Annotated in this window: 9 protein-coding genes and 10 tRNA genes; 15 read left to right on the top strand and 4 right to left on the bottom strand. The window is 39.8% G+C overall.

Features of this window, described 5'->3' with window-relative positions:
• Positions 1-18: 18 nt before the first annotated feature.
• From BMZ04_RS06980 to BMZ04_RS06935, 10 genes are all read left to right on the top strand, one after another.
• Positions 19-94: transfer RNA gene (locus BMZ04_RS06980), tRNA-Phe, on the top strand.
• 7 nt (positions 95-101) lie between these two features.
• Positions 102-175 (top strand) — tRNA-Gly (locus BMZ04_RS06975).
• Positions 176-181: 6 nt separating this feature from the next.
• A tRNA-Ile gene (locus BMZ04_RS06970) sits at positions 182-258 on the top strand.
• A gap of 4 nt (positions 259-262) precedes the next feature.
• A tRNA-Asn gene (locus BMZ04_RS06965) sits at positions 263-337 on the top strand.
• 5 nt (positions 338-342) lie between these two features.
• A tRNA-Ser gene (locus BMZ04_RS06960) sits at positions 343-433 on the top strand.
• A 7-nt stretch (positions 434-440) separates the two neighbouring features.
• Positions 441-512 (top strand) — tRNA-Glu (locus BMZ04_RS06955).
• A gap of 138 nt (positions 513-650) precedes the next feature.
• A tRNA-Ile gene (locus tag BMZ04_RS06950) sits at positions 651-727 on the top strand.
• Positions 728-731: 4 nt separating this feature from the next.
• Positions 732-806: transfer RNA gene (locus BMZ04_RS06945), tRNA-Asn, on the top strand.
• A gap of 6 nt (positions 807-812) precedes the next feature.
• Positions 813-903 (top strand) — tRNA-Ser (locus BMZ04_RS06940).
• 7 nt (positions 904-910) lie between these two features.
• Positions 911-982 (top strand) — tRNA-Glu (locus BMZ04_RS06935).
• Between the two features lie 64 nt (positions 983-1,046).
• Here the strand turns inward: BMZ04_RS06935 and BMZ04_RS06930 are convergent.
• The 3 genes from BMZ04_RS06930 to BMZ04_RS06920 all read right to left on the bottom strand — a co-directional run bounded on the left by BMZ04_RS06930 (position 1,047) and on the right by BMZ04_RS06920 (position 4,031).
• Positions 1,047-2,315 (bottom strand): ammonium transporter, encoded by a 1,269-nt coding sequence (locus BMZ04_RS06930; RefSeq protein ID WP_093267184.1) that lies wholly within the window; start codon positions 2,313-2,315, stop codon positions 1,047-1,049.
• A 22-nt stretch (positions 2,316-2,337) separates the two neighbouring features.
• The gene (locus BMZ04_RS06925) at positions 2,338-2,679 is read right to left on the bottom strand and encodes a P-II family nitrogen regulator (RefSeq protein ID WP_093267093.1); all 342 of its coding nucleotides are present in this window, start codon (positions 2,677-2,679) and stop codon (positions 2,338-2,340) included.
• A gap of 440 nt (positions 2,680-3,119) precedes the next feature.
• Complete coding sequence (locus BMZ04_RS06920; RefSeq protein WP_093267090.1) at positions 3,120-4,031, bottom strand: 1,4-dihydroxy-2-naphthoate polyprenyltransferase; 912 nt, start codon at positions 4,029-4,031, stop codon at positions 3,120-3,122.
• A 160-nt stretch (positions 4,032-4,191) separates the two neighbouring features.
• On the opposite strand from BMZ04_RS06920, the gene BMZ04_RS06915 reads away from it, so the two are divergent.
• From BMZ04_RS06915 to BMZ04_RS06895, 5 genes are all read left to right on the top strand, one after another.
• Positions 4,192-5,553 (top strand): isochorismate synthase, encoded by a 1,362-nt coding sequence (locus tag BMZ04_RS06915; protein WP_093267087.1) that lies wholly within the window; start codon positions 4,192-4,194, stop codon positions 5,551-5,553.
• Positions 5,546-7,258: a 2-succinyl-5-enolpyruvyl-6-hydroxy-3-cyclohexene-1-carboxylic-acid synthase gene (menD, locus tag BMZ04_RS06910; RefSeq protein WP_093267084.1), complete on the top strand. Its 1,713-nt coding sequence runs from the start codon at positions 5,546-5,548 to the stop codon at positions 7,256-7,258. Before BMZ04_RS06915 ends, menD begins: the two co-directional genes overlap by 8 nt.
• On the top strand, positions 7,246-8,067 hold the full coding sequence (menH, locus tag BMZ04_RS06905; RefSeq protein ID WP_255367827.1) for a 2-succinyl-6-hydroxy-2,4-cyclohexadiene-1-carboxylate synthase: 822 nt from the start codon (positions 7,246-7,248) through the stop codon (positions 8,065-8,067). Before menD ends, menH begins: the two co-directional genes overlap by 13 nt.
• A 2-nt stretch (positions 8,068-8,069) precedes the next feature.
• A complete protein-coding gene (gene menB / locus BMZ04_RS06900; RefSeq protein ID WP_093267081.1) occupies positions 8,070-8,888 on the top strand; it encodes a 1,4-dihydroxy-2-naphthoyl-CoA synthase in 819 nt (272 codons plus the stop codon).
• Positions 8,889-8,951: 63 nt separating this feature from the next.
• Positions 8,952-10,382 carry an o-succinylbenzoate--CoA ligase gene (locus tag BMZ04_RS06895; RefSeq protein ID WP_093267078.1) on the top strand — a complete coding sequence of 477 codons (1,431 nt, stop codon included), beginning with the start codon at positions 8,952-8,954 and terminating at the stop codon, positions 10,380-10,382.
• Positions 10,383-10,406: 24 nt separating this feature from the next.
• Here BMZ04_RS06895 and BMZ04_RS06890 read toward each other — a convergent pair whose 3' ends face one another.
• Positions 10,407-11,411, bottom strand: a complete 1,005-nt coding sequence (locus tag BMZ04_RS06890; protein WP_093267076.1) for a metal ABC transporter solute-binding protein, Zn/Mn family — start codon at positions 11,409-11,411, stop codon at positions 10,407-10,409.
• Positions 11,412-11,427: the final 16 nt, after the last annotated feature.

Genomic DNA, 11,427 nt, shown 5'->3' with positions numbered 1-11,427 from the left:
CTTAGCGTAAATCGAAGAGGCTCAGTAGCTCAGTCGGTAGAGCAAAGGACTGAAAATCCTTGTGTCGGCGGTTCGATTCCGTCCTGAGCCACCATAATAATGCGGGTGTAGTTTAGTGGTAAAACCTCAGCCTTCCAAGCTGATGATGAGAGTTCGATTCTCTTCACCCGCTCCAATTAATGGGCCTATAGCTCAGCTGGTTAGAGCGCACGCCTGATAAGCGTGAGGTCGATGGTTCGAGTCCATTTAGGCCCACCATTATTCCGAAGTAGCTCAGTGGTAGAGCAATCGGCTGTTAACCGATTGGTCGTAGGTTCGAGTCCTACCTTCGGAGCCATATATGGGGAAGTACTCAAGCGGCTGAAGAGGCGCCCCTGCTAAGGGTGTAGGTCGGGCAACCGGCGCGAGGGTTCAAATCCCTCCTTCTCCGCCATATATTAGGCCCCTTGGTCAAGCGGTTAAGACACCGCCCTTTCACGGCGGTAACACGGGTTCGAATCCCGTAGGGGTCATATTAAGGAGCATGTATCCTAAATGGAAACATGCTCTTTCCATTTTTTAAGAATCATAATAGTCTTTCTAAATAGTAGCTCTCCTAGTTCTTTTAAACGTGATGAGAGTTCGAGTCACTTCACCTGTTATACACTAATGGGCCTATAGCTCAGCTGGTTAGAGCGCACGCCTGATAAGCGTGAGGTCGATGGTTCGAGTCCATTTAGGCCCACCATTATTCCGAAGTAGCTCAGTGGTAGAGCAATCGGCTGTTAACCGATTGGTCGTAGGTTCGAGTCCTACCTTCGGAGCCATCATATGGGGAAGTACTCAAGCGGCTGAAGAGGCGCCCCTGCTAAGGGTGTAGGTCGGGCAACCGGCGCGAGGGTTCAAATCCCTCCTTCTCCGCCATATGTTAGGCCCCTTGGTCAAGCGGTTAAGACACCGCCCTTTCACGGCGGTAACACGGGTTCGAATCCCGTAGGGGTCATATTAAAAAGCATGTTTCCTATTGGAAACATGCTTTTTTCATAATTAAGAATAGTGATAGCTTATTAATTAGTAGCTTTTCCTAGTTCCGTTAAGCGTTGAGCAAATCCTTCTGTTTTCGTGCTTATGCCAGGAAATACATCGTTCAGTTCGTATGCTTGGGAACCATGTTCTATAAAATCAAGTCCAGCAATTTCTTCCTCATTAGAAACTCGAATTGGGCCGAATACTTTTACAATGGAAAGAAATCCTATAACGGTTATAGAAACCCAAACAATAACAGCTAAAATTCCCAATACCTGAACACCGATTAAGCTTGCTCCTCCACCAACAAAAAGGCCCCTTGATGTATCAAATAGTCCCACCGCTATCGTTCCCCAAATCCCAGTTATCCCGTGAACTGCTATTGCCCCAACCGGATCATCTACCTTTAATTTAACATCTAGAAAACGAACTCCTTCGGTCATAATAATTCCAGCAAGTATTCCAATTAGGATAGAGCTTATAAGAGAAACATTAGCAACACCGGCAGTAATACTCACCAATCCTGCTAGTGCTCCATTTAAAGTGAGAGAGGCATCTAACTTTTTAAATCTAAGTTTTGTATAAAAAGCGGTAGATAAAACTCCGGCAGAAGCAGCAAATAAAGTATTTGCAATAATAGGTGGGACAAGAGAAGGATCAGCAGCTAATGTGCTTGCTCCATTAAATCCAAACCAACCAACCCATAAGATGAAAACGCCTAGAGCTCCGAGGGGAATACTGTGACCTGGTATAACATTCACTCTACCGTTGCTATATTTTCCAATACGGGGACCTAGTAGTGTTGCCGCTACAAAAGCGCCAATTGCTCCAGTTAAGTGAACGACAGTCGAACCTGCGAAATCAATAAAACCAAGTTCAGCTAACCATCCTCCTCCCCAAATCCAGTGACCTACAACAGGATAGATAATACCGGTCATTGCTATTACTAAAAGTAAATAAGATGATAACTTCATTCGTTCAGCAACTGCACCTGAAATAATGGTTGCACAAGTAGCAGCAAAAACGGATTGGAAAACGAAGAACTCCATATCCTCTCTTCCGAAAAGTGCGAATCCATCTGTTCCAATTGCACCAAAGACTGATTCACCAAACATAAATCCATACCCTACAAGAAAATATAAAATGGTTCCCAGTGATACGGTAAGGAAGTTCTTCATTAAAATATTTAATGTATTTTTAGAACGAGTAAAACCTGTTTCAAGCATTGCAAATCCTGCATGCATAAAAAATACTAATATAGCACCGAGCATTACCCACAACATGTCTACTGAACTTTGAACTGTTTCTATTGTCATAAAAAACCTCTCTCCTTTAGTTTACGGCAACTGCGCCGCGTTCTTTTGTTCTTATACGGATTGCTTCTTCTACTGGTAAAACAAATATCTTTCCATCGCCGACCTCATTGGTAGACGCATGATCCAAAATAGCTTCAACCAATTTTTCTACTAAATGATCTTCTACAACCATTTCAAGTTTCAATTTTGTATAAAACTCCATTTCATAGGTGTTACCACGAAATAGTCCGACACGACCTTCCTGACGACCGCAACCGGCGATTTCTGTCACGCTTAATCCATCAATTCCTTCTAATGCAAGTGCTTGCCGAACTTCTGAAAATACATCTGGGCGAATAACTGCTTCAATCTTTTTCATCTGAAACCTCCTAATGTAAGAATATATAACATCATATTATAAAAAAATAAAAATGTAAATGATATTTCTGAAAATTGTGTTAGTTTTTATTACATGGCTTTAAATGATGAAAGGGTAGAAATAGCTAATAATTTCCATAAAAAAAGCAAGAAGAAAAATTGTTCATTTTTCTTCTTGCTTTTTATTTTATAAGGATAAGAAAGTATATACTTTTTTACTCAGTATCGATCCAGCTCCAGCGCCTTGCCCCTCGGGGTCAAATGGGAAAAAGCTGCTCCTGCGCAAGCTCGTCGCAAACAAAATCGCTTGTGGTGGCTGAGGAGCTGCCTCCTAGGCCCGCACGATGCGGGTCATGCATCCGTTGCCACAGGATGTGGCGTACTTAGGATGCCTTCCCGCCCATTTTCCTGTCGGGGCAAACATAGGCGCTTGCGCTTTTCTTATAAGAAGTAGCCGATTAATAACCCTATCCCTAATAGGAACACGAAAATGGTATTCGTAAGTGCTGTATCTTTCATAGCTGGTGCAACTTCAAGTGGACTATCTTTTGCTCTAAATAGTTTAATCGCATGTAATGGTTTTTTAATGCTTAGTATAACTAGTAATGACCATGGTGTTACAATTTGTAGTAAAACTAAGCCTACAATCCAAAGATAGGATATGATGAAGTATGAAGCTAAAATCGATATTGCGTTTTTTCTACCGACAAGGATTGCCATTGTTTTTCTGCCGCCTCTTGTATCTTCCTCAAGATCTCGGATATTATTAGAAAGCATAATCGCCGCTACAAGTAGTGCGCTAGGAATAGAAAGTAAGATGGCAAAATTAGGTACCGAACCAACTTGGATGAAAGTCGCTATTAATACAATGAGCATTCCCATTACTACACCACTAAAAAACTCTCCGAATGGGGTATAAGCAATTGGATAAGGTCCACCGGTATAAAGATATCCTATTAGCATACTTGCGGCTCCAACGACTAATAACATCCAAGAAGATTCATAGCAAATATAGATGCCTAGCAATGCAGCAAGTCCATATAATAATAAAGCTAGTTGCATCACTGTTTTCGGTTTAACACCATTTCGAACAATCGCTCCGCCGATACCTACGGATTCTTCACTATCTAGTCCACGAGCAAAGTCATAGTACTCATTGAACATGTTGGTCGCTGCTTGTATAAAAAGACAAGCAACTAACATAGCTGAAAATAAAAGCCAGTCAATATTTGTGTAATAAAGTGCAATCATCGTCCCCAAGAATACCGGAGCAAATGAAGCAGTTAATGTATGTGGTCTTGTTAATTTCCACCAGACACGCCAGCCTTTGTCGGCTTGTAGTTCATGTGACATAAAGTTTTCTCTCCTTTTAAACAATCCATTATCAATATTAGCATATATTCGCTGCTAAATGTGTGCCGAAAAGCGTAGAAAGTTGTATGATAAAGGGTAGAGTAATAAAAAAAGAAAACATCATGATTAACACCAAGATATTAATACGGAGGTAATTTTAATGCCGAAAACCACCGGTCAAAAGCAAACAACATTACGTTTTTATACAGAAACTATAGAAGTATCTAGATTATCAGCTCATGCTTTTTTTGAAGCAGGAGATGAAAAATATAAAGGCCAACGATTCTTTTGGCAAAACAAAGAAAAAACGCTGACGCTAGTTGGCTTAGGTCATGCGCATACAATATCGAATAATCTAGAAGATAATCGATATGCGGACATCGATGCAAAATGGAAAGAACTATGCAATGCATCGTTGAAAGAACAAGTGGATGTTTCGCCAATTCTTTTTGGAGGGTTTGCATTCGATCCTAAAAATACAATTACATCAGAATGGGACAATTTTCCTTCAGCTTTTTTTGTAGTGGCGACATTCCAATTAGTAATTCAACAAGATCGAGCATTTATAAGCATTCATTATATTACAAATGAGGCAGAGAGCGCGGATATATTTGAACGATTACGTGTAGAAAGAGATACGCTTATACACACTGCCCAAGTAAGAGAACTTCAAACGCATACAAAGCCGACCTTAGTAAAACGAGAAGATCGTTTAAAACAGCAGTATTTACATGCCGTAGAAGATGTAACAAAAAGGATTCGTGCAGATGAAGTGAATAAAGTAGTAATTGCTCGTTCCCTTAAATTAATGTTTGATAAGGATTTTTCTCCAGCAACAGCAATTTACCATGCTGCTATGGAGCAACCGGAAAGTTATTTATTTGGCTTAGAAAATGGTGAGCAAATGTTTTTTGGAGCAACACCCGAACGGTTAGTGAAAGTAGAAAACGAAAAAGCGCAATCTGCGGGACTTGCAGGTTCTGTAAGACGTGGTAAAAATTCAGTGGAAGACAAAGCATTAGGGGAAGCATTACTAGCGGATCCGAAAAACTTAGGTGAACATAAATATGTAGTGGAAATGATTCGGAAAGTATTTTCGCAGTATTGTAAAGACCTTAAAGTACCCGCTAGACCAAAGCTTATGAAAATTAGAGATATACAACATTTATATACACCGATTGAGGGGCTTTTGAAAAAGGATTCCTCTTTATTTGAATTAGTACAAGCGTTACATCCAACACCAGCTTTAGGGGGAGAGCCACGTCAAGATGCGATTAACATAATTCGTGAATCCGAACAAATGAATCGCGGCTATTATGCAGCTCCAATTGGTTGGATCAATACAGAAGGGGACGGAGAGTTTGCGGTCGGTATCCGTTCCGCTTTAATCGAAAACGAACATGCTTATTTATATGCAGGTGGCGGGATCGTAGCAGAATCATCTTCCATGGAAGAATTTGAAGAAACACGTGTGAAATTTAGACCAATGCTACGTACACTTGGAGGAAATATGAATGACTAACATCGAGTATTTAACATCCTATGTAAACCAATTTGTAGAAACGATTAAGCAAGCAGGCGTTAAACATATTGTCATGTGTCCTGGTTCCAGATCAACACCTCTTGCTTACGGCTTTGCGAAAAGCGAGGGATTTGCATTTTATCGTCAAACGGATGAGCGTTCTGCTGGATACTTTGCTTTAGGTATTGCGAAAGGAACAAAAGAACCTGTTGTACTTCTTTGTACTTCCGGGACGGCTGCGGCAAATTTCTTCCCTGCAATAGTAGAAGCTTTTTATGCGCGAGTTCCATTGCTTGTTGTGACTGCGGATCGTCCACATGAATTAAGAGAAGTAGGAGCACCGCAAGCAATTGATCAAATACATCTTTTTGGAAAGCATGTAAAATGGTCGGTAGATTTTCCACTTCCGGAAGAGAGTCCTGAAAGCTTAAAGTTTATGGAGCGCCATATTCATCGAGCGATATCTACTTCAAAGTCTTCACCTATGGGACCGGTGCATATAAACGTGCCTTTCCGAGAGCCGCTGTTGTTAAATATGGAGCAGTCATTACCAGTTGCTGAGGTACAAGTATCAGAAATAGGAAAACTTGTCCCGAGTAGTGAATTTACTGAGTGGTATTTAGATTTGCTGATGCGAGAAGAAAAGGGATTACTTATCGTAGGGGATTCTATTCATTCGACGGAAGGTTTTTGGGATTTCGCAAGAACAATTAAGTGGCCAGTATTAGTAGATCCACTTTCTAATTTACGTACATCAGTTCCAGATGATTGTATGGATTTTTGTATCGATCAATACGATGCTTTATTGAAAAATGAGGCATTTAAACAAATAGCTATTCCGAATGTTATTATTCGTTTTGGAGCGCAACCTGTTTCGAAGCCACTTACCCTATTTTTGAAAGCGTGTAAGCCAGACGTGTTTATAGTAGTAGATGAAAGCCCAATATTCCGTGATTCGATCCATCTAGCAACGCATCATGTACAGGTAGAGGCAAATACATTATGGATTCCAATCGAAGAAAAACAAACATCTAGTTATATGACTAAGTGGTCGAAAGCGAACGACATTGCAACGAAACATATACAAACGTATATATCAAATGAGGAAGATGAAGGGGCGCTGGCGGGAATATTATTCGAAACACTTCCTGATGGGATAGATTTGTTTGCAAGCAGTAGTATGCCGATACGCGATGTTGATACGTTTTTCAATAAAACAACGAAAGATGTACAAATTTATGCAAACAGAGGAACGAACGGAATTGATGGAGTAGTATCTACTGCATTAGGCGTCCAAGCCGCAACTGATCGACCTGGATATTTGCTTATCGGAGATCTTGCTTTTTTACATGATGTGAATGGCTTAATAGTAAGTAGATTCCATCAAACAAATTGTACGATTATTATTATGAATAATGATGGTGGAGGTATTTTCTCTTACTTATCGCAGTCAACAGAAACGCATTATTTTGAGCAATTATTCGGAACTCCAACTGGTTTAGAATTTTCACATGTAGCGTCTATGTATGGGGCTCAATACGATGCGGTTCATACAAGGGATGAGTTCAAGAAAGTGCTCATGCAGCCTAAGATGAAGGATATTCGTATTATAGAAGTGTTTACAAATCGACAAGTGAATACAGAAACGCATCGAAAATTATGGGCTGCTATATCGGAGGAGTTAGATACCATTTGGAAAGTTTAAATGTGATGGTTCGTTCGATAAACATGCACATCAAGAGATATAATATTGGGGCTACTAAAAAAGTTGTATGTTTACATGGATTTACGGGTTCTAGCAGTACTTGGGAGGAAGTAATTAGCTATCTTCCTTCTTCGGTCGAAGTGTTAACAATTGATTTGATTGGGCATGGATTGACGGATAAACCAAGTGATATTGCTCGTTATCATGTCGATGAGCAAATTGAAGACCTTCATGCGATATTTCAACAATTGGAGTGGACTCATTTTACGCTTGTCGGCTACTCCATGGGAGGGCGTTTAGCGTTAGCGTACACGTCTAAATATCCTGTACATACATTAATATTAGAGAGTAGCTCTCCAGGTCTAGCAGACGATGGGGAACGACAGAAAAGAAAGTTGTCGGATGAATTGCTTGCAGAACGTATTATGAAAGAAGGAGTTATTTCATTCGTTGACTTTTGGGAAGAAATCGCTTTATTTCAAACGCAAAAAAAATTGTCACATGAAAAACAGCTGTTGATTCGTCATGAAAGGCTTGCTCAGTCTGCAGTTGGACTTAGCAATAGTTTGAAGGGATTTAGTACGGGAGTCCAGCCTTCTTATTGGGGAGTTTTAAGTAATCTGTCGATTCCAGTGTTTTTATTAGCTGGGGAATTGGATTTGAAGTTTTGTGCCATTGCTAAACGGATGCAAAAGGAGTTGCCGAACTCGCAAATGGAAGTCGTAAAAGATGCCGGGCATGCAATTCATGTGGAAAAACCGAAAATATTTGCTACAATAATAGAGGAAGTTATTTTAGAGGAGGAATAAAGATGACTCGTGAGTGGACAACGCTACATACATACGAAGACATTAAGTATGAGTTTTATAATGGTATTGCGAAAGTTACGATTAACCGTCCGGAAGTGCGAAATGCATTTCGTCCGAAAACGGTAATGGAAATGATTGATGCATTTTCACGCGCACGCGATGATAAAAATGTTGGTGTCATCATCTTAACAGGAGAAGGGGAGCATGCTTTCTGTTCTGGTGGGGACCAAAAAGTGCGTGGACATGGTGGATATGTTGGTGAGGATGAAATCCCTCGTTTAAACGTACTGGACTTGCAACGTTTAATCCGCGTTATTCCAAAGCCTGTTGTTGCAATGGTTGCTGGTTATGCAATTGGTGGCGGACATGTTCTACATGTAGTATGTGACTTAACAATTGCTGCCGAGAATGCTCGCTTTGGACAAACTGGTCCTAAAGTTGGGTCATTTGATGCTGGATACGGTTCAGGTTATCTTGCACGTATTATCGGTCATAAAAAGGCACGTGAAATTTGGTACCTATGCCGCCAATATGATGCGCAGCAAGCACTTGATATGGGACTAGTTAATACAGTTGTTCCATATGCACAGCTTGAGGACGAGACTGTACAATGGTGTGAAGAAATGCTAGAAATGAGTCCTACCGCGCTTCGCTTCTTAAAAGCAGCAATGAATGCAGATACTGATGGTTTAGCAGGTCTTCAACAATTGGCAGGAGATGCAACACTTCTTTACTATACAACAGAAGAAGCTAAAGAAGGTCGCGATGCATTTAAAGAAAAACGTAAACCTGATTTTGGTCAATTCCCACGTTTTCCGTGATTGGCTAAAACAGTCTGAGCTGTCCTATACTGGGGCAGCTTTTTCTAAAGGAGATTAGTATATATGTATCCGAATTTATTAATGAAAAGAGCTAACTTGACTCCGAATCGTGTTGCCTTACGATTTAACAACCAAGAATGGACGTTTGCACAATTGTCAGAGGAAGCAATGAACTTCGCAGAGAAGCTTCATACAAAAGGTATCGTACGAGGCAGTAGAATAGCTATATTGGCTTCTTCCAATTCGGCGTTGGTATTTGTCTTACATGGATGTATGCAACTAGGCTGTGAGCTTGTTATGCTAAATGAGCGATTATCGGAAGAAGAGTTGAACTATCAATTAGCAGATAGTGCACCGGATTACTTATTAGTAGATGATTATGCAAAAAGAACTTTATCTTTTGAAAATAGATGGTCATTCGATGAAATTGAAAGCGCTAAGCGAACCGCTTTCGAAGTAGAGAAAGAGTGGTCAAAAAAACGTACGATAACGATTATGTATACTTCCGGTACGACTGGAAGACCAAAAGGGGTACGTCAGTCGCTTGAAAACCATGTAATGAATGCAACTGGATCGGCCCTCAATCTAGGTGTTCACCCCAATGATTGCTGGTTATGCACGATGCCATTATTTCATATTAGTGGCTTTTCTATTTTAATGCGTTCTGTTTATTATGGAATGACGATTAATCTTCAATCAAAATTTGATGCTGAATTGGCTATCAAAGAAATTCTATCTGGTACTGTTACACGTATGTCCGCCGTTGCAGTTATGTTAGAAAGAATGTTGACTGTATTAGAATCGAAAGATTTATCTTTTCCTAATACATTTCAATCGGTGATAGTAGGTGGAGGACCAGTGCCTTTAAATTACTTGGAGAGAGCAATTGAACGGAATATTCCGGTACTACAAACTTACGGCATGACGGAAACTGCGTCCCAAACAACGACATTATCAAGTGAGGATGCTATTCGAAAATTAGGATCCGCTGGTAAGCCGCTTTTCTTTGCGGATGTGCGCATTGATGGGGAAGAGGAAATCGGAGAAATATGCATAAAAGGACCACATGTGACAAGGGGATATGTGGGAGCAGCTGAGTCAAAGAATCCATTAGTAGATGGTTGGCTTCATACAGGAGATATTGGATATTTAGATGAAGAAGGCTATTTATTTGTCGTTGATCGCCGTTCAGATTTAATCATTTCGGGTGGTGAAAATATATATCCTGCAGAAGTAGAACAGGCTTTGGTAAAACATCCTGCAGTAAAAGAAGCTGGCGTTGCGGGGAGGCAGGATGACAAATGGGGACAAGTACCTGTCGCATTTGTTGTATTAAAAGACGAGACTTCAGAAGAAGGATTAAGATCTTTTATGAAAAAGCAATTAGCTTCTTACAAGCAACCAGTGGATTACTTTTTTGTAGATCAATTACCTCGTAATGCATCCAATAAGTTGTTACGAAGAGAGTTTTTTAATCATATAAAAAACACTTAGAAAATGAATTCTAAGTGTTTTTTATTATTTCAATACTGTTTTTAATGTGTTTAAATTTCTTTTCATCAGTGTGAAGTATGTTTCATTATTTGCAACATCTTCTTTGGATAGAACACCAAGATTGTGTAATACTAAGCTTTCCGCACCAACTTCTTGTTGAATTACTTCTGTCAATTTAGAAGATACGTTTTGTTCGAATAAAATATACTTAATATTTTTTTCATTTGCTAAATCAATCATTTTTGTCAGTTCTTTTTGAGACGGCTCATCTTGTGAGTTTAACCCAGCTACTGCAATTTGCTCCAACCCATATGTGTTTGCAAAATATCCAAATGCTGCATGTGAAACAAAAAATGTTTTGTTTGGTGCATTAAGTGCCATTTCTTCAAAATCAGCATCTAGTTTTTGTAGTTCTGAGATTAATTGTTCATAGTTTTTTTCGAAAGTTTCTTTTTGTTCTGGAGCAGTTTCGACAAATTCGTTTTTAATAGATAATGCTAGGTTTTGACTGATTTTCGGTGAAATCCATACATGCGGGTCTGTATCTCCATGACCATGCCCTTCGTGACCTTCTTCTGTAGCTTCTTCATGCTCGTGATCGTGTTCTTCTTCTGTAGCTTCTTCGTGCTCATGATCATTTGTACTAGCCTCTAATTGATCTTCTGGAACAGCATCAATAGTTGCAATCATTTTCACATGTTCGCCCGCTAAGGTTTTTTTTGCATTTTCAACAAAACCTTCTAAACCTAGGCCAATGTAGAAAAATAAATCTGCGTCTGCAAGTGCCATCATATCTTTTTGAGTAGGCTCAAATGTATGCTCATTAGCTCCAGCTGGATAAATGGAATTCACATTTACTGCTTCTCCACCAATTCTTTCAGCAAAATATTGAAGAGGATAGACCGTTGTATACACTTGAACAGTATCGTCTTTTTCTTGCGTTGTTTCTGTTGGGCTTGCTTCATTTCCACATGCTGCTGTGAATAAAACAAGCAGTAATACTAAAAATAATAAAAGACTTTTTTTCAAAAATTCCACTCCCAAA

Source organism: Psychrobacillus sp. OK032 (genome assembly GCF_900111345.1).
Classification (GTDB): domain Bacteria; phylum Bacillota; class Bacilli; order Bacillales_A; family Planococcaceae; genus Psychrobacillus.
Note: the sequence above shows the minus strand (reverse complement) of the source record. Positions and strands in the feature narration are given on the sequence as shown.

Excerpts from the sequence above, each read along its gene's own strand:
- BMZ04_RS06925 (WP_093267093.1), bottom strand. The coding sequence starts at position 2,679 with ATGAAAAAGATTGAAGCAGTTATTCGCCCAGATGTATTTTCAGAAGTT.
- menB (WP_093267081.1), top strand. The coding sequence starts at position 8,070 with ATGACTCGTGAGTGGACAACGCTACATACATACGAAGACATTAAGTAT.
- BMZ04_RS06920 (WP_093267090.1), bottom strand. The coding sequence starts at position 4,031 with ATGTCACATGAACTACAAGCCGACAAAGGCTGGCGTGTCTGGTGGAAA.
- BMZ04_RS06915 (WP_093267087.1), top strand. The coding sequence starts at position 4,192 with ATGCCGAAAACCACCGGTCAAAAGCAAACAACATTACGTTTTTATACA.
- BMZ04_RS06895 (WP_093267078.1), top strand. The coding sequence starts at position 8,952 with ATGTATCCGAATTTATTAATGAAAAGAGCTAACTTGACTCCGAATCGT.
- menD (WP_093267084.1), top strand. The coding sequence starts at position 5,546 with ATGACTAACATCGAGTATTTAACATCCTATGTAAACCAATTTGTAGAA.